The sequence below is a fragment of the Arthrobacter sp. AOP36-C1-22 genome (assembly GCF_052377515.1).
Lineage (GTDB): Bacteria > Actinomycetota > Actinomycetes > Actinomycetales > Micrococcaceae > Arthrobacter_H.
Genome location: NZ_JBQSWW010000014.1, coordinates 66,846 through 82,351 on the forward strand (window position 1 = coordinate 66,846; position 15,506 = coordinate 82,351).

Annotated in this window: 14 protein-coding genes; 5 read left to right on the forward strand and 9 right to left on the reverse strand. The window is 66.6% G+C overall.

Annotation, left to right across the window (positions count from 1 at the left end; genetic code table 11):
• Positions 1–20: 20 nt before the first annotated feature.
• From ACT3S6_RS09620 to nadE, 3 genes are all read right to left on the reverse strand, one after another.
• Positions 21–539, reverse strand: a complete 519-nt coding sequence (locus ACT3S6_RS09620) for a MarR family winged helix-turn-helix transcriptional regulator (protein WP_444554751.1) — start codon at positions 537–539, stop codon at positions 21–23.
• Positions 536–2,275, reverse strand: coding sequence for an AMP-binding protein (locus tag ACT3S6_RS09625; RefSeq protein WP_444554752.1), 1,740 nt, complete (start codon positions 2,273–2,275; stop codon positions 536–538). Before ACT3S6_RS09625 ends, ACT3S6_RS09620 begins: the two co-directional genes overlap by 4 nt.
• A gap of 102 nt (positions 2,276–2,377) precedes the next feature.
• The gene (nadE, locus tag ACT3S6_RS09630; protein WP_444554753.1) at positions 2,378–3,211 is read right to left on the reverse strand and encodes an ammonia-dependent NAD(+) synthetase; all 834 of its coding nucleotides are present in this window, start codon (positions 3,209–3,211) and stop codon (positions 2,378–2,380) included.
• A 117-nt stretch (positions 3,212–3,328) separates the two neighbouring features.
• On the opposite strand from nadE, the gene ACT3S6_RS09635 reads away from it, so the two are divergent.
• Complete coding sequence (locus tag ACT3S6_RS09635) at positions 3,329–4,366, forward strand: phosphodiesterase (RefSeq protein ID WP_444554754.1); 1,038 nt, start codon at positions 3,329–3,331, stop codon at positions 4,364–4,366.
• On the opposite strand, the gene ACT3S6_RS09640 is transcribed toward ACT3S6_RS09635, so the two are convergent.
• Together ACT3S6_RS09640 and ACT3S6_RS09645 are read right to left on the reverse strand one after the other, a co-directional pair.
• Positions 4,299–5,957 (reverse strand): stealth family protein, encoded by a 1,659-nt coding sequence (locus ACT3S6_RS09640; RefSeq protein WP_444554755.1) that lies wholly within the window; start codon positions 5,955–5,957, stop codon positions 4,299–4,301. The two genes, ACT3S6_RS09635 and ACT3S6_RS09640, sit on opposite strands and share 68 nt — an antisense overlap.
• Positions 5,954–6,397 carry a MarR family winged helix-turn-helix transcriptional regulator gene (locus tag ACT3S6_RS09645; RefSeq protein WP_443384297.1) on the reverse strand — a complete coding sequence of 148 codons (444 nt, stop codon included), beginning with the start codon at positions 6,395–6,397 and terminating at the stop codon, positions 5,954–5,956. The genes ACT3S6_RS09640 and ACT3S6_RS09645 overlap by 4 nt, the downstream gene beginning before the upstream one ends.
• A gap of 88 nt (positions 6,398–6,485) precedes the next feature.
• Here ACT3S6_RS09645 and pyrE point away from each other — a divergent pair, with 88 nt between their 5' ends.
• Entirely contained in the window at positions 6,486–7,046 is a 561-nt protein-coding gene (gene pyrE, locus ACT3S6_RS09650) for an orotate phosphoribosyltransferase (RefSeq protein ID WP_443384296.1), read from the forward strand.
• On the opposite strand, the gene ACT3S6_RS09655 is transcribed toward pyrE, so the two are convergent.
• The 3 genes from ACT3S6_RS09655 to ACT3S6_RS09665 all read right to left on the reverse strand — a co-directional run bounded on the left by ACT3S6_RS09655 (position 7,043) and on the right by ACT3S6_RS09665 (position 10,079).
• Entirely contained in the window at positions 7,043–8,077 is a 1,035-nt protein-coding gene (locus tag ACT3S6_RS09655) for a mechanosensitive ion channel family protein (RefSeq protein WP_443384292.1), read from the reverse strand. The two genes, pyrE and ACT3S6_RS09655, sit on opposite strands and share 4 nt — an antisense overlap.
• A 91-nt stretch (positions 8,078–8,168) precedes the next feature.
• On the reverse strand, positions 8,169–8,960 hold the full coding sequence (locus ACT3S6_RS09660) for an HAD-IIA family hydrolase (RefSeq protein ID WP_443384293.1): 792 nt from the start codon (positions 8,958–8,960) through the stop codon (positions 8,169–8,171).
• Between the two features lie 75 nt (positions 8,961–9,035).
• The gene (locus ACT3S6_RS09665; protein ID WP_443384294.1) at positions 9,036–10,079 is read right to left on the reverse strand and encodes a magnesium and cobalt transport protein CorA; all 1,044 of its coding nucleotides are present in this window, start codon (positions 10,077–10,079) and stop codon (positions 9,036–9,038) included.
• A gap of 176 nt (positions 10,080–10,255) precedes the next feature.
• Between ACT3S6_RS09665 and ACT3S6_RS09670 the strand changes: the two genes are divergently transcribed.
• A complete protein-coding gene (locus ACT3S6_RS09670) occupies positions 10,256–10,855 on the forward strand; it encodes a TrmH family RNA methyltransferase (protein WP_443384295.1) in 600 nt (199 codons plus the stop codon).
• Positions 10,856–10,926: 71 nt separating this feature from the next.
• The gene (locus ACT3S6_RS09675) at positions 10,927–12,081 is read left to right on the forward strand and encodes a low temperature requirement protein A (RefSeq protein WP_444554756.1); all 1,155 of its coding nucleotides are present in this window, start codon (positions 10,927–10,929) and stop codon (positions 12,079–12,081) included.
• On the opposite strand, the gene ACT3S6_RS09680 is transcribed toward ACT3S6_RS09675, so the two are convergent.
• A complete protein-coding gene (locus ACT3S6_RS09680; RefSeq protein WP_444554757.1) occupies positions 12,038–14,095 on the reverse strand; it encodes a PhoX family protein in 2,058 nt (685 codons plus the stop codon). The two genes, ACT3S6_RS09675 and ACT3S6_RS09680, sit on opposite strands and share 44 nt — an antisense overlap.
• Positions 14,096–14,346: 251 nt before the next feature.
• On the opposite strand from ACT3S6_RS09680, the gene ACT3S6_RS09685 reads away from it, so the two are divergent.
• Positions 14,347–15,506 (forward strand): lipase family protein (locus ACT3S6_RS09685; RefSeq protein ID WP_444554758.1); only part of this gene is annotated, 1,160 nt, incomplete at its 3' end.

Below are 15,506 nucleotides of genomic sequence, written 5' to 3' on the forward strand. Positions count from 1 at the left end.
CGGCCCTCTGACAGCAACTGTCAGGGGGCCGTTTCCGCCTCGAAGTCACCGGCGTCGCGACGGAAGCGGCCGAGGATCTCGATCAGTTCGTTGATATCCGCGGCCGACATCCCCGGATTCGAGAACACCACGGAGTTCAGTTGCGCCGTCGACTGCGCTGCCACGTCCCGACCGCGATCGGTCAGCGAGACCAGGGTCGTCCTGCCGTCGGTGGGGTGCGGGCTGCGTTCGACGAAGCCGGCCCGCTCGAGCCGGTCCACTGCGTTGGTGACCGACGTCGGGTGGACCTGCAGCAGGGCACTGACCTTGACCATGGGCAGGGAACCGGTCCGCGAGAACCACAGCAGGGCCAGCAACTCGTAGCGGGCGAAGGTCAGCCCGAAGGGCTTGACCACGGCCTCGCAGCGGTGCAGCAGGATCTGCTGGGCGCGCATGACCGCGGTGAAGGCGGCCATCGGCGCCGCCTCGACGGTCCACCCCTGGCCCTCCCAGTTGTGTTGGGCCGTGGCAATGGGGTCGAACGGGAGTGGAGGCTTCATCCCCGCGCCTTCAGGGACGGGAAATCGGTGTCCGTGTATTCCACTCCCAGCCCCTGCGGAGGGGTGTCCGAGCCGTGGCGCAGCTCTTCGTTGCGGCGCAGCTCGACCCGGCGGATCTTCCCCGAGATGGTCTTGGGCAGTTCAGCGAATTCCAGCCGGCGGATCCGCTTGAACGCCGGGAGATGCTCCCGGCAGTAGCCCAGGATGTCCTCCGCCGTCGTGGCGTCGGCGGCGTAACTGGCCGCCAGGACGACGTAGGCCTTGGGCACGTTGAGCTTCATCGGCTCCGGTGAGGGCACGACGGCGGCCTCGGCGACCGCGGGGTGCTCGATGAGCACCGACTCCAGTTCGAAGGGGCTGAGCCGGTAGTCGCTGGACTTGAAGACGTCATCGCCGCGGCCGACGTAGGTGATGATCCCGCGCTCATCCCGTTCGGCGACATCCCCGGTGTGGTAATACCCGTCGCGGAAGGCGGCTGCCGTCTTCTCCTGATCGCCGTAGTAGGCCTTCATCAACCCCAACGGCCGGGGGTCCAGGCGCAGGCAGATCTCCCCGAAATCGCCTTCTTCGCCGGTGGCCTGGTCGACCAGGACGACGTCGTAACCGGGCAGGGGGGTGCCCATGGCACCGATCTTCATCGGCTGGCCCGGGCAGTTGGCGATCTGCACGGTGGTCTCCGTCTGGCCGAAGCCATCCCGGATCTGTTGGCCCCAGGCGCGGTGGACCTGGTCGATCACTTCGGCGTTGAGCGGTTCCCCGGCGGAGACGACCTTCGTCGGCGGGGTCTTCAGCCGGGTCAGATCCGCCTGGATGAGTAGACGCCAGACCGTGGGCGGGGCGCAGAAGCTGGTGACCTGCTCGGCCTCCATCTGATCCATCAGGGCCGCCGGGTCGAATTTGTCGTAGTTGTAGATGAAGACGGTCGCCTCGGCGATCCACGGGGTGAAGACATTCGACCACGCATGCTTGGCCCAACCGGGGGAGGCGACATTGAGGTGCACGTCGCCGGGTTCCAAGCCGATCCAGTACATCGTCGAAAGGTGCCCGACCGGGTAGGAGGTATGGGTATGCTCGACCAGCTTGGCCTTCGAGGTGGTCCCGGAGGTGAAATACAGCAGCAGCGTCTCGTCACCACGGGTGGGTACGTCAGCGGTGAAGCCGGTCGGCGCCGTGGTCGACGCCGAATACGGCAGCACCTCCGGGGCTCCCGCTGCGGTGGGGGCGGGGGCGTCCCCGATGGCGATCAACCGGTAGTCCCCGGGCACGTCGGCGAATTTGGGCAGATCGGTGGTGCCGGCGATGGCCCAGCTGGCGCCACCGCGTTCGACCCGGTCCGCCAGATCGGCAGGCCCCATCTGGGTGGTGGTCGGGATCATGACGATGCCCAGCTTGATGGCCGCCAGCATGATCTCCCACAACTCCACCTGGTTGCCCAGCATCAGGATCGCCTTGTCGCCGCGGGAGAAGCCCACGCTGCGCATCCAGTTGGCGACCTGGCCGGAGCGTTCGGATAGCTCGGCCCAGGTCCTGCGGGTGGAGGAGCCGTCCTTCTCGACGATGATCAACGCCGGGGTGTCGGCCCGTTCCCTGGTGGCGGCGACGGCGTCGAACCAATCCAGCCCGAAGTTGAATTCGGCGAACTCGGGCCAACGGAATTCCTTCCGGGCCTTGGCCTGGTCCCCCCGCAGGGAGACGAGGCGGTCGCGGGCTTCACGGAACTGGTCGGTGACGGTCATGTTCCACCTTTCGTCGGGGCGCCGGGGCCATCCCCGACGAGGCGTTCCCCAAAATATACGTGGACATCCTACTGCTTGGAAGGGTTGTGGAGGATCCGTCCTTCAGTCGGCGCCTCGGGTCCACCAATCATCGAGAAGTGACACGGGGGTGGTGCGTTTATGACGGCTGCGCAGGAACCGGGTCTCGATGGCTTCGGCGACGGCCTCCGGCACCGGACGTCCTTCGAGGTAGTCGTCGATGTCGTCATAGGCCAGGCCCAATTCGTCCTCGTCGGTGCGCAGCGGGGTCCCGTCCAGCAGATCCGCCGTCGGGGGTTTGGCCCAGAGCCGCTCGCTGGCCCCCAGATGGCGCAGCAGTTGGCGGTTCTGCCGCTTATCCAGTCCGTACAACGGCAGGAGGTCGGCCGCCCCGTCGCCGAATTTCGTGAAGAACCCGGTGACCGATTCGGCCGCATGGTCGGTGCCGATGACCAGATGCCCGTGTTGGCCGGCCAACGCGTACTGGGCGGTCATGCGTAGCCGGGCCTTGATGTTGCCCTTGTTGAAGTCGCTGATCGTTTCGCTCGTGGTCTTCACATATTCCGCGGCCAGGGCGTCGACCCCGGGCTTGATGTCATAGGTCCAGGCGGTCTTCGGGGCGATGAACTCCATCGCCGCCGCGGCGTCGTCCTCATCGGTCTGGGTGCCGTAGGGCAGGCGGACTGCCACGAAATCCACGTCGTCCCCGTCCCGGGCCGCGGCCTCTACGGCCAATTGCGCCAAACGTCCGGCGAGGGTGGAATCCAGGCCTCCCGAGATGCCCAGCACGAAGCCCCTGGTGCCGGTGGCCTCCAGGTAGTCCCGCAGGAACGCCACCCGCCGCGTGACCTCTTCCTGCGGGTCGATGGTGGCCTTGACGCCCATTTCACTGATGATCCGTGCCTGCATATCGCGCATGGAATCAGCCTAGCCTGCCCCCGTTGTGCTATCACCGTGGCGTTTCGTCGCCGAACCGGCCCCGGATGGGGAATAGTGGGTGCGGTAAGGCGTACCACCTGCGTGAGGAAAGCGGTCATGGAACCCATCCGCCCGGAGCACCCCGCTCCGGACCGAGTGCTCATCCATTTGAGTGACACCCATGTTCGAGGCGGGGGCCATTTGTTGGCCGATACGCTGGACAGCATCGGACGGCTGCGTTCGCTCGTGGACCGGCTGGAGGCCTCCGGGGTGCGTCCCGACGCCCTCGTGGTCACCGGAGACCTGGCGGATAAGGGGGAACCCGACGCCTACGCCGCCCTGCGCTCGATCCTGGAACCGGCGGCCGAACGGTTGGGGACCAGGATCCTCTGGGCCGCAGGCAACCATGACGACCGGTCGAACCTGCGTACCGAACTGCTCGGCGAGCCGGCAGACACCACCCCGCTGGACCACGTCTTCTGGCTGGGCGGGCTACGCCTGATCACCCTGGACACCACGGTTCCCGGCTCCCACCATGGCCACCTCGAGGACGCCCAGTTGCGGTGGCTCGAAGCCGAATTGGCCACCCCGGCCCCCGACGGGACCATCCTGTCCATGCATCATCCACCGATCGCCAGTGTCCAACCGCTGGCCATCCTGGTGGAACTGCGGGGCCAGGCGCGGCTGGCCGAGGTGCTGACCGGCAGCGATGTGCGCGCCATTCTGGCCGGGCACCTGCACTACTCGACGTTCGGGACCTTCGCCGGAATCCCTGTATCGGTGGCCTCGGCGAGCTGTTACACCCAGGATCTGGCAGCACGAGCCGATCCGGTGCGGGGGATCCACACCACCCGCGGACGCGACGAGGCCCAAGGCTACAACCTGGTGCACGTGCTCCCCGAGACCGTGGTGCATTCGGTGGTCCCGGTGGCCAGCGGTGTCAGTGTTGGAGATGTCGTGGAACCGGAGGCGGTGGCCGCGATCCTGCGTGAACACGGCATCGACCCCGATACCGTGGGCCGGAGCCCCCACTCCATCGGCACCCCGGCCACCGGGCATGATGGCGGTGCCGCGGCGGCGCAGGATGCTACCGGTCGGTCCGGGCCACCTCCCACGGGGCGGCCAGCGGGAAGTAGGCCTGCAGGAAGTCGGTGACCACTTCCTGGCGTTCCCGGGCGGGGACCTCGGGGAAGGACCCGTCATTGAGGCAGAAGAAGTCCTGGTTGCGTTTCTTCAACAGCTTGCGCAGTGCGTCCAGGCCCGAATACATGGTGGTGTCCACGTACTTCACCTTCGCCTTCTCCTTGGTCACGGCACGGCCGGTCAGCAACGCGTAGTAGTGGTAGAGCGAATTGGTGACCGAGATGTTGTCCTTGGCGCGGAACCTGCTGGCCGCCGTCGCCGCGAACTCCTCGGAGAAGACCTCTTCGAGCTCCTTGAGCACGCTGCGTCGCAAGGGAGCCGCGGTGTGCTCGAGGTGGCGGGTGGTGATGCGCCCGAACCGGTCGTTGAGCAGCCGCCGGTTCACCCGGGCCGAATTCTCGAAGCCCGAACGGTCCAGATGGTTATCGCCCAACCCGATCCGGGTTCCGGCCTCGATGAACTTGGTGATCCCGCCGGGGGAGAAGAACGTATCCGGGCCCAGCGGGCGCCCCACGAACATGTCGTCGTTGGAGTACAGGAAGTGTTCGGAGAGCCCGTCGATGTGCTGCAGCTGCGACTCCACGGCCTGGGAGTTGAAGGTGGGCAGCACCGTGGGGTCGCGGAAGTGGTCGGGGGCCCGCACCACGGAGATGCGTGGATGGTCGGCATCCAACCAGGCAGGGATGGGTGAATCGGTGGCGATGTAGATGTGCCTGACCCAGGGCGCGAACATGTAGACGCTGCGCAGGGCATACTTCAGCTCGTCGATCTGCCGGTAGCGGGCCTCGGAATCATCCCCCTCGCCGACCACGACGCCGTCCATGAAGGAGGCGCGATAGCGCTGGTGCTCGGGGTCGTTGCCGTCGACCCAGGAGAAGACCATATCGATGGGGAAGGAGATGTCCGCTGCGTGATCGGCGAACATGTTCTCGATGGTCGGCCATTCCCTGCCGTAGCGGTGGACGGTCCCGCGGACCGCTTCGTCCGCCGGCAGGGTGGCCCGGGTCAGCGAGTTCTCCATGGGCAGATCCAGCAGCCCCGAGTCCTTCCACTGCCATAATTCGATCTGCACCCCGGTGGAGGCCCCGAAGGCCAGACCGCCGGCCGGTTCGATCCGGGGACGGTAGAGCCGATACATCCGTGCCTTCGGTTTCCGGGCCAACGCGCCATCGGCCACCAGCAGGGACTTGCCCTTGCGGGTGTCGACGGCCAAAGAGTAGAACGGTTCGTCCTGACAGGCAGCCACGAGGGCGGCGCGCATGGCCTTGCGCTCATCCCAGGAGACGGCGATGACCGGGCGGGCGTCGTTGCCGCGCACCAGCAGGTAGGCCACCGAGGCGGCGTCGAGGGCATCGCGGATGAACAGCAGGTCGGTCACCATCGCCTCATGCGGAGTGATCGTCGAATTCACCAGGGCGTAACGACCGTCCGAACGCAGGACGTCGGTGCGTTCCATGAACCGGGCGATCGCCGCCGCCGAGGTGACTTCGCGGACCGGGGAGGCCGCGTCGTCGTCCTCCGGGGTCCCGTGGAAGACCTCATCGGGATGCGGGGCCGTCCGGGTGGCCTCGAGCGGATCGGTGGTGGGGTCGGCTGGGTTCATGCGCGGTCCGCCTCGGACCAGCCCAGGTTGGTGGCCATGCGTTGCAGGGTCGCGATCGTCGTTTCGTACTGCTCCTGAGTGACTCCGTCGCTGGAACGCTCCCGCATGCCCTCGACCAGTTCGGTGAGCCGTTCCAGGCTGATGTTGCCGCGGTCGGTCAGCGCGTAGGAATCCCCGTCCTGGGAGACCCATCCGGATTCCAGAAGTTCGGCCAGATGCTCTGCCGGGGAGGCCGGCTCGCCTTCGGGGGAGACCTCGTCGAAGAACGGGGCCAGTGCGGACATGAGTTCTGCGGAGGTATGGGGTTTGGACCCCAGGAGGTTCAGGAGCTGCCATTGCCGGCGCGTGACGCCGTGCTCCTCCAGGGAGGTGGCGAACTGCTCGGAAATGAGCGAGTCCACCAGCTTGAGCCAGTATCCGATCGGTCGTTGAGCGTTCATGGTTTCACCCTAGCCCGGGACGGACCGGCTGTCGCGTCATCGATGCGGACGTGACCTGCACGGTCCAACGGGACCTAGAATGAAGTCCATGACCTCGAACACCCCCGCCCGCGCCCGCCTGCTCGAACTCGTCACCGAACTCGCCGTGGTCCGCGGCAAGGTCACTCTCTCCTCCGGCAAGGAGGCCGACTACTACATCGACCTGCGCCGGATCACCCTGCACCACGAGGCGGCACCATTGGTCGGGGAGGTCATGCTCGATCTGCTCGATGATGCGGGGATCGACTTCACCAACGCCGGTGGCCTCACCATGGGGGCCGACCCCGTCGGCACCGCCGTGATGCACGCCGCCGGGCGGGCCGGCCGCGCGGTGGATGCCTTCGTGGTCCGCAAGGCGCAGAAGTCCTACGGGATGGGCCGCCAGGTCGAAGGCCCCGAGGTCTCGGGGCGCAACGTCGTGGTCTTGGAGGACACCTCCACCACCGGCGGCTCGGCGCTCACCGCCGTCGAAGGCGTCCGGGCGGCCGGGGGCCACGTCGTGGCCGTCGCGGTGATCGTGGACCGTGACACCGGCTCGAAGGAACGCATCGAGTCCGAGGCCGGGGTTCCCTACTTCTTCGCCTACGGCAAGGAGGAGCTCGGCCTCTAGTCCGGGTGGGCCTCCGGCTCGCCGGTCGGGCTGGCGGGGTCCGTCTCGGGGGTGGGGCCGGTCCCGGCATGCGCGGTGGTGAAGCCCTCGGGGTTCGCCGCACGGATGATGGTCTGCTGGACCAGCGGGATCCGCACCCCTGCCGCATCGAGGTCGGCCTTGAGCTGAGCCCGCATCGCCCGGGCCACCGCCCACTGCTGCAACGGACGGGTACGGAAGACCAGCCGGATGGTGATGGACTCCCCGCTCAGGTCCTGGACCCCCCAGATCTCGGGGTCGTCCAGGATCTCACGGGACCACTTCGGGTCGGACTGGAGCCGTTGGGCCGAGGCGAGGATCAGGTCGTTGACCTCGGGCATCTTCGAGTCGTAGGGGACCGGGACGTCCAGGACCGCGCGGGCCCAGCCCTGGGAGAAGTTGCCCACCCGCAGGATCTCGCCGTTGCGGACGTGCCAGAGGCTGCCATCGACGTCACGGACCTGGGTGATGCGCAAACCCACGGCCTCGACCTCGCCGGAGGCCTCGCCGAGATCCACGTAGTCGCCGATGCCGAACTGGTCCTCGGCGACCAGGAAGATTCCCGAGAGGTAGTCCTTGACCAGGGCCTGGGCGCCGAAGCCCAACGCGACACCGACTACGCCGGCACTGGCCAGGATCGGGGCCATGTTGATGCCCAGCTGGGAGAGCACGGTCAGCAGGACGACCGCGGTGATGATGATCGTGGTGACAGAGCGCAGGACCGACCCGACGGTCTGGGCCCGCTGGGTCCGCCGGGCCACCGCGATCGGGGACTCCTGCACCAGCCAGCGCCGCCCGCTCTTCTCGGACTTCCGGTGCTCCTTGGACAGGGCGGCGGCCTCACCGGCGGCGATGTGTTCGGTGGTTCGGCGGATGAGACGGCGGATGATGAAGTTCAGCGCCACGCCGATGACGATGACGATCGCGATCTTCAGCGGGCGGTCCAGCCAGAAGGACCAGTCCAGCAGCGGTGAGGTGTCGGCGGGGGAATCAAGGGAAAACGACAGGGGCATATGTCGAAACTAGGGGCTTGCGGCGGGGCGGGGCAAGCCGGGGAGGGTCGGAGGTGAGCAGATCAACAGGGCCGGCCGGCCGCCCGGTGCCCTAGAGCCGGGGGAGGAGTTCGGCGACCGAGGGGAAAACAGTGTCTGGCCGGAAGGGGAAGCGTTCGATGTCCTCGGGCTGGGTGATGCCCGAGTGGACCAGCACCGTATACAGTCCGGCCTCCATCCCGGCGACGATATCGGTGTCCATCCGGTCCCCGATCATCGCGGTGGTCTCCGAGTGGGCCTGGATCCGGTTCAGTGCCGAACGGAACATCATCGGGTTCGGCTTGCCGACCACGTAGGGCTGCCGGTCCGTCGCCTGGCTGATCAGTGCCGCGACGGCCCCGGTGGCGGGCATGACGCCTTCGGGGGAGGGGCCGGTGGCATCGGGGTTGGTCGTGATGAACCGCGCGCCCTGGGCGATCAGCCGGATCGCCCGGGTGATGGCCTCGAAGGAATAGGTGCGGGTTTCCCCCAACACCACGAAATCGGGATTTCGGTCCGTGAGGATGAAACCGGCGTCGTGCAATGCGGTGGTCAGTCCGGCCTCGCCGATGACGAAGGCCTTTCCCCCTGGTGACTGGCGGCGCAGGAACTCCGCGGTGGCCATGGCCGAGGTCCAGATGTTCTCCTCGGGGATCACCAGTCCGGCGGCATCCAACCGGGCGCAGAGATCGCGCGGGGTGTAGATGGAGTTGTTGGTCAGTACGAGGAAGCGTTTGGAGGTCGATACCCAGCGTTCGATCAGCTCCGCCGCGCCGGGAATGGCCTTGTTCTCATGGACCAGGACGCCGTCCATGTCGGTCAGCCAGCATTCGATATCGGCGGGTGTGCGGTCGTCGGTGCTCATTCTCAGCCTCTTCTGCCTCGTGGTGGTTCCGGGGTCAACGCTATCCCGTCGGACGAACGGGGGCCGTACCCGGAATCACAGCCACCTGTTGTGTTTGAACACCACGTACAGGCCGACGCTCAGCCCCACCATCAGCCCCAGGGCCGCCGGATAGGCCCAGGTGAAGGCAAGTTCGGGCATGTGGGTGAAGTTCATCCCGTAGATGCTGCCGATCAGGCTGGGGGCGAACAGGATGGCCGCCCAGGAGGAGATCTTCTTCATCTGTTCGTTCTGCGCGACCCCTGCCTGGGCGGCCTGCTGCGAGACGAGGGTCGCCGACAAGGACAGGGCATTGGTCAGCAGGGCCCTGAACGAGGCGATGCGCTCGGAGACGCGGATGGCGTGATCCTGGACGTCGGCGAACCGGTGGTCCAGTTCGAGCAGCTGCTCGTCCCGGGCGACGGACGGTGCCGGTCGGCCGCCCGGCCCCACCGGCTGCCCGCCGGCCAGGTCCCGGCGCAGGATGGACAGGATCCGTTCCAAGGGGACGGTCGCCCGCTGCAGTTCGATGACTTCGCCGGAGAGTTCGTAGATCCGGCGGGACACGTCGGGGGTGCCCGAGAAGAGTTGGTCGTCGATTTCGTCGATGTCGTTGGAGAGGCCGTCGACGACCGGCTCGTATTCGTCCACGACCTGGTCGAGCACCGCGTAGAGCACCGCCCGTGGACCCATGGCCAGCAGTTCGGGCTCCTCTTCCATCCGGTGGCGGACCCGGGCCAGGTCGGGGGATTCGGCGTGGCGGACCGTCACCACGAAGTCCTCCCCGATGTAGACGTGCAGCTCCCCGAATTCGACCTTCTCGCTGGCATCGAGATAGCGGGCCGGTCGCAGCACCAGCAGCGAGTGGTCCCCGTAATGATCCAGTTTTGCCCGCTGGTGGCCCTTCAAGGTGTCCTCGAGGGCCAACGGGTGCAGTTCGAGCTCATCGGCCACGGATCGCAGCTCGTCCTCGGTGGGACGGTAGAGGCCCAGCCAGGCCATGCCGGAATGCTCGCGCAGCCGCGCCATGGTGTGCCCCAATTGCGACGGATCGTGCACCCGACGCCCGTTGACGTAGATCCCGTTATCGATAATGGCCATGACCACCTCCTGCGGATATTCTGCCATCTGCCCCGACGACCGTCGTGCCCTGCGGTGCGCGGCTGACGCATTACGCTGGGACGGTGGACCACTCATCGCACGAACCTGCCTCCCCACCACCCCCGGACGCGGTTCCGGCCGCCGACCCCGGAGCCGCGGAACGACCGGAAGTCGGGGTGGGCCCCTGGGAAGGGGAATGGCCCGTCGGAGCGCATTGGGATCCTGAACTGCTGCGGGAGGGGGACCGCCGCAATGTCGGGGACCGGTACCGGTATTGGCTGCACGAGGCCATCGTCGCGGATCTGGACACCCGCCGCCACGACTTCCATATCGCCATCGAGAACTGGCAGCATGACATGAACATCGGCACCGTGGTGCGCACCGCCAACGCCTTCCTGGCCAAGGAAGTGCACATCATTGGACGACGCCGGTGGAACCGGCGCGGGGCCATGGTCACCGACCGCTACCAGCATGTGCGCCACCACCCCAGCGTCGAGGACTTCGTCCAGTGGGCCCAGGGCGAGGGCCTGGCCATCATCGGGGTCGACATCTTCCCGGACTCGGAGCAGCTGGAGACCTATGACCTGCCCCGTGATTGCGTGCTGGTATTCGGGCAGGAAGGCCCCGGCCTCAGCGACGAGGTCCATGCGGTGGCCGATGCCACGCTGAGCATCGAGCAGTTCGGTTCCACCCGCTCCATCAATGCCGCCTCGGCGGCCGGGATCGCCATGCACGCCTGGATCCGGCGCCACGTCTTCGGACAATTGCCGGCCTAGAGGTATCGCTGCGCCGCTTCCGGTGGGATTCTTGACCTGAGAGAGGTCGTGCCCCACCAGGGAGGTGGACGATGTCCGTACCGGCCGGGACCGCTCCAGAGACGGGGAATGTCTCGACCCTGGAACTTTTCTTCGATCTGGTCTTCGTCTTCACCGTCACCCAGGTGACGCAGGTGATCGACCTGCACCCTGACCCGGCAGGAATCGCCCAGGCGATCCTGATCCTGGCGATCCTGTTTTGGATGTATGGCGGATTCGCCTGGTTGACCAACGCGATGGGGACCGAAGGCACCCTGCAACGGCTGATCGTCCTGGCCGGAATGGCCGCGTTGTTCGTCTGTTCACAGGCGATACCCCAGGCCTTTGGCGAAGCGGGCATCGTGTTGGGCATTGGTTTCCTGTTGCTGACCCTGGTGCATCTGGCGGGGTTCTTGTGGTTGCAGGGCCCGCGGGAGGACGTCTCCATCAGACTCGTGGCGCCGGTCAATCTCACCGGTGCATTGATGGTCCTCGCCGCAGGATGGGTGACCGGGGCGGGGGACTGGATCCTGTTCGGCGGTGCGGCGCTCCTGTTCGCCGCTTCCCATCTGCGACCCTCCGGCCACCGTCTGGCGGTCCGACCCGGGAATTTCGCCGAACGGCATGGGCTGATGATCATCATCGTGCTGGGGGAGTCGATTATCTCCGTCGCACTCGCGGCCCAGACACAGGCCCTCGATATCCCGCTCATCACCGGCGGGCTGCTCGGGGTGGCCGCCATCGCGGCCATGTGGTGGGCCTACTTCGTCGGTGATGACGACCTCGCGGCAAAGCACTTCGCCGCGGCGTCCGGGCCGCGGCAGTCGTGGATGGCCCGGATCGGCTATGACATCTCGCATCTGCTGATGATCATCGGGATCATCGGTGTCGCGGCCGGCATCAGACTTGATCTGGGTCAGCTGTCGTCCCCGGCCCCCGTGGTGTCGGCGTGGCTCGTCGGTGGCGGGGTGGCGGTGTACCTGGGCGCGACGGGGCTTTTCCGTTGGGCGTTGCAGGTCGGGCCCGCCCGGGTGCGGTTGATTGCGGCGGCCGGATGCCTGGGCACCGTCCCCGTGGGGGTGGGCCTGGGGACGGCGCAGCAGCTCGGCGCGGTCGCGGCGATCACCGTGGTGGCCATCGCCGCGGGGCGCCGCCGTCGCAGCACTACGGCCGGTACACCTGGACGACCGAGGGGCGTGGTGCCCTGACCTCACCGGGGCCCGGGCGGGCCTCCGAAGGGACGTAGTCCGGGAAACGCGAGCGCAGGTCCGTGAAGGAACCGTCCTCGCCCGGGTGCTGGACCGCCACGAAGACCATCGACTCCTCGTCGTGGATGACCGGCCCGCAGGTTTCTCCATCGCGGGGGACCGAGAGGAACTGTTCGACCTTCCCGCGGTCCCTGCCCTCCACGGTGACCTTGAACAGGCCGTCGTTGTAGCCGATGCCGCTGGGGGCGCCGTCGGTGGAGATCCAGAGGTTTCCGCGGGAATCGAAGGCCACGTTGTCCGGGCAGGAGATCGGACTGACCTTCTCGGCGGGGAAGCCGCTGAAGTAGGTCGCATCCCCCTGCGCCGGATCGCCACACAGCATCAGCAGGTCCCAGGTGAACCGGTCCCCGGTGTGCCCGCCCCGGTGTTCGGTGATCTCCACGATATGCCCGTCCCGGTTTTCGGTGCGCGGGTTGACCTCATCGGCCTTCTGCTGGCCTGAGGTGCCGCGCTGGGAGTTGTTGGTGCAGGCGACGTAGATCTTGCCGCTCTTCAGGCTCGGTTCCACATCTTCACACCGGTCCATCTTGGTGGGCCCGACCTTGTCGGCGGCCAGCCGGGTGTGGACCAGGACCTGCTCCATACTCATGCCCGAAACGTGGCTCGTACCGTCCTTGACCAGCGGCAGCCAACGACCTGTCCCGTCGAATCCGCCATCGGAGGGGACGTCCCCGGAGCCGTCGATCTCGTCGTCGGACGTGCCGGTGAAGCGGGCCACGTAGAGGTCGCCCTCGGTCAGCAAGGTCATGTTGTGCCGGCGGTTGTTCTTGCGGTATTTGCGTTTGGACACGAACTTATAGAGGTAGTCGAAGCGTTCGTCGTCCCCCATATAGGCCACGACGTGCCCGTTGTCGGCAACGATGACGTTGGCGCCCTCGTGTTTGAACCGGCCCATGCTGGTATGTTTGCGCGGCGTCGAATCGGGGTCCTCGGGGTCGATCTCCACGATGTATCCAAAACGGTTCGGCTCGTTGGCGAAGCGTTCGGCGCGGGCGTCGAAACGTGGGTCTTCCTGCTCCCAACCCATGGAGGTGGCCTTGTTCTCGAGCCCGTACCGCTTGTCCTCGGCCGAGGTCCCGTTCGTGCGGAAGAAGCCATTGAAGTTCTCCTCCCCGGACAGGATGGTGCCCCACGGGGTGGTCCCGCCCGAGCAGTTGCCTAGCGTGCCTTCGACGAAGCGGCCGCGCTGATCGCGCCGGGTCTTCACCAGTTCCGAACCGGCGACCGGTCCGGTCAGCTCGAATTCGGTGTCCAGGGTGATCCTGCGGTTGCGTCGCCCGCCCCGGATGTATTCCCAGGGCGTCCCCTTCGTCCTGCGTTCCAGTTCCACCACGCTCAGGCCCACCGCCTGACGGAAGATGTTGCGGCGGCGGCGCTCCTCGGCCGTGGTGCCCGGGGCCGTCGGGAACATGATTCCCGGATTGACGTATTCGTGGTTGCACACCAGGACGGCCTTCTTGCCGTTCTTCGAGCGGAGGATGTCGGTGTAGTCGTTGTTGTAGCCGAACTGCTGGGCCTGTGCCTTGGGGCTCTGATCATCGAAGTCGAAGTCCGGTGTGTGGCGGAACAGGGGATCTCCCCAGCGGATGATCGGCGTCCATTCGAAGCCTTCGGGGACATCGAACACGTCGATGGCGGCGTCGACCGGTTTGATGGGGGTGAAGTCCAGTCGTCCGTGCCGGGCCGGGCGGCCGGTGGGCACCGGCCCGGCAACGGCCGTATCGGCCCCGCCGAAGGCCACGACGGCTGCGCTGAGGGCTCCGGCGGCCCCGAGTCCCAACGCCGAGCGACGCGTCATTTGGGCCGAGACGATATCGCGGAAATAGTCGTTCGAGGAGGTGTTGCAGACGGCCTTGGAGCAGGCGTTGTCGCATTTCAGGGCGCAGGTGACCGGGCTGCGCTTGCCGCGCGTGTGGCCGAGCATGGGCAGGAGGGTCCGGTTGCCGGGAGTCATCGTGAACCTTTCGGAGCGGGAGCTGGAATCGCCTTCACCGTGTCAGCGCCGGATGAACCGGCGGCGACGGGAAGTTGAAATCCGGGAGGACACGGGTCTTCCATTCCGACAACCGGCGCTCTAGGGTGTGAACTGAGTCACTAGTTACTCATCAGTAATGTACGGATCAGGTCATTGCTTTGTCATTTTGCGTACCGATCCATGGCCATCCGTCACAAGGAGCGAATATGTCCCCTGTCCGAACGCCCCCCGTGTCCCAGTCAAGTCGACTCCGCGTGCTCTTCTCCTGTGTTGCCGCCTCGTCCCTGTTGTTCGCAGGGCTCGGCCCGGCAGCCGCGGCGACGTCCGCTCCCTCGGACCCGGCCTCCATCGAGAAGACCGACGCCGCCGATCCCGGAGACGTGCAGCGTCAGGAGAAGCTGGAGCAGCTTTCGAACAGCGTGGACCCGGATTTCTACACCCCACCGGCGACCCTGCCGGAAGCCGACGGAGCGGTGGTGCGCAGCGAACCTGCCGACTTCTTCCTGGACCCGGTCAAGCTCATCCGCCCGAACGCGACCGTGACGCGGATGATGTACAAATCCACCGACAGCCACGGGGATGCCATGGCGGTGACCGGGACCGTGCTGGTGCCGAAGAAGAAGTGGGCCGGCTCCGGTGAGCGTCCGGTGATCGGTTACGCCGTGGGCACCCAGGGCTTGGCCGATAAGTGTGCGCCGTCCCGCCAGATGGGGGTGGGGCAGGAATACGAGGGGCCGATGATGGCTGCGTTGCTGGAATCCGGCTACGCCCTGGCCATCACCGACTACGAGGGGCTGGGAACCCCCGGATCTCACACCTTCATGGCACGGGCCTCGCAAGGCCATGCACTACTCGACGGGGTGCGTGCGGCCCAGGGGTTGGGCGTGGATGGTCTTGATGCAGGGAACCCTGTGGCCTTGGTGGGCTACTCCCAAGGTGGAGGTGCCAGTGCGGCGGCAGCAGAGCTGGCCCCCGAATACGCGCCGGACATGAAGCTCCGGGGTGCCTTCGCCGGCGCCGTCCCCGCCGATCTGAGCGAGGTGGCCGACAGCTTGGATTCCGGCCTCTACACGGCCTTCCTGCTGTTCGCGATCGATGGAGTGGGCACCACCAACGGCTTGGCGCCCGCGTCGTACCTGAACGCCGAGGGCATGAAGGAAATGAACGCTGCCCGGAGCGAATGCACGATCGAAGCCATTGGAAGCCATGCCTTCGTCGATACGGCGAAATTGACCAAGAGTGGCAAGAAGCTCAGTGATGTGGCGGACGAACCCCGCTTCAAGGCCGCGCTGAAGGAACAAGAAATCGGGGTGGGCCGCAAGCCGGAGGTCCCGGTCTTGCTGTCCCACAGTTTGCTCGATGACGTCATTCCCTATGCCACGGGACGGGA

What these genes read in the sequence shown, in the direction of transcription:
- ACT3S6_RS09620 (WP_444554751.1), bottom strand. Translation starts at nt 539, where the DNA reads ATGAAGCCTCCACTCCCGTTCGACCCCATTGCCACGGCCCAACACAAC.
- ACT3S6_RS09625 (WP_444554752.1), bottom strand. Translation starts at nt 2,275, where the DNA reads ATGACCGTCACCGACCAGTTCCGTGAAGCCCGCGACCGCCTCGTCTCC.
- nadE (WP_444554753.1), bottom strand. Translation starts at nt 3,211, where the DNA reads ATGCGCGATATGCAGGCACGGATCATCAGTGAAATGGGCGTCAAGGCC.
- ACT3S6_RS09635 (WP_444554754.1), top strand. Translation starts at nt 3,329, where the DNA reads ATGGAACCCATCCGCCCGGAGCACCCCGCTCCGGACCGAGTGCTCATC.
- ACT3S6_RS09640 (WP_444554755.1), bottom strand. Translation starts at nt 5,957, where the DNA reads ATGAACCCAGCCGACCCCACCACCGATCCGCTCGAGGCCACCCGGACG.
- ACT3S6_RS09645 (WP_443384297.1), bottom strand. Translation starts at nt 6,397, where the DNA reads ATGAACGCTCAACGACCGATCGGATACTGGCTCAAGCTGGTGGACTCG.
- pyrE (WP_443384296.1), top strand. Translation starts at nt 6,486, where the DNA reads ATGACCTCGAACACCCCCGCCCGCGCCCGCCTGCTCGAACTCGTCACC.
- ACT3S6_RS09655 (WP_443384292.1), bottom strand. Translation starts at nt 8,077, where the DNA reads ATGCCCCTGTCGTTTTCCCTTGATTCCCCCGCCGACACCTCACCGCTG.
- ACT3S6_RS09660 (WP_443384293.1), bottom strand. Translation starts at nt 8,960, where the DNA reads ATGAGCACCGACGACCGCACACCCGCCGATATCGAATGCTGGCTGACC.
- ACT3S6_RS09665 (WP_443384294.1), bottom strand. Translation starts at nt 10,079, where the DNA reads ATGGCCATTATCGATAACGGGATCTACGTCAACGGGCGTCGGGTGCAC.
- ACT3S6_RS09675 (WP_444554756.1), top strand. Translation starts at nt 10,927, where the DNA reads ATGTCCGTACCGGCCGGGACCGCTCCAGAGACGGGGAATGTCTCGACC.
- ACT3S6_RS09680 (WP_444554757.1), bottom strand. Translation starts at nt 14,095, where the DNA reads ATGACTCCCGGCAACCGGACCCTCCTGCCCATGCTCGGCCACACGCGC.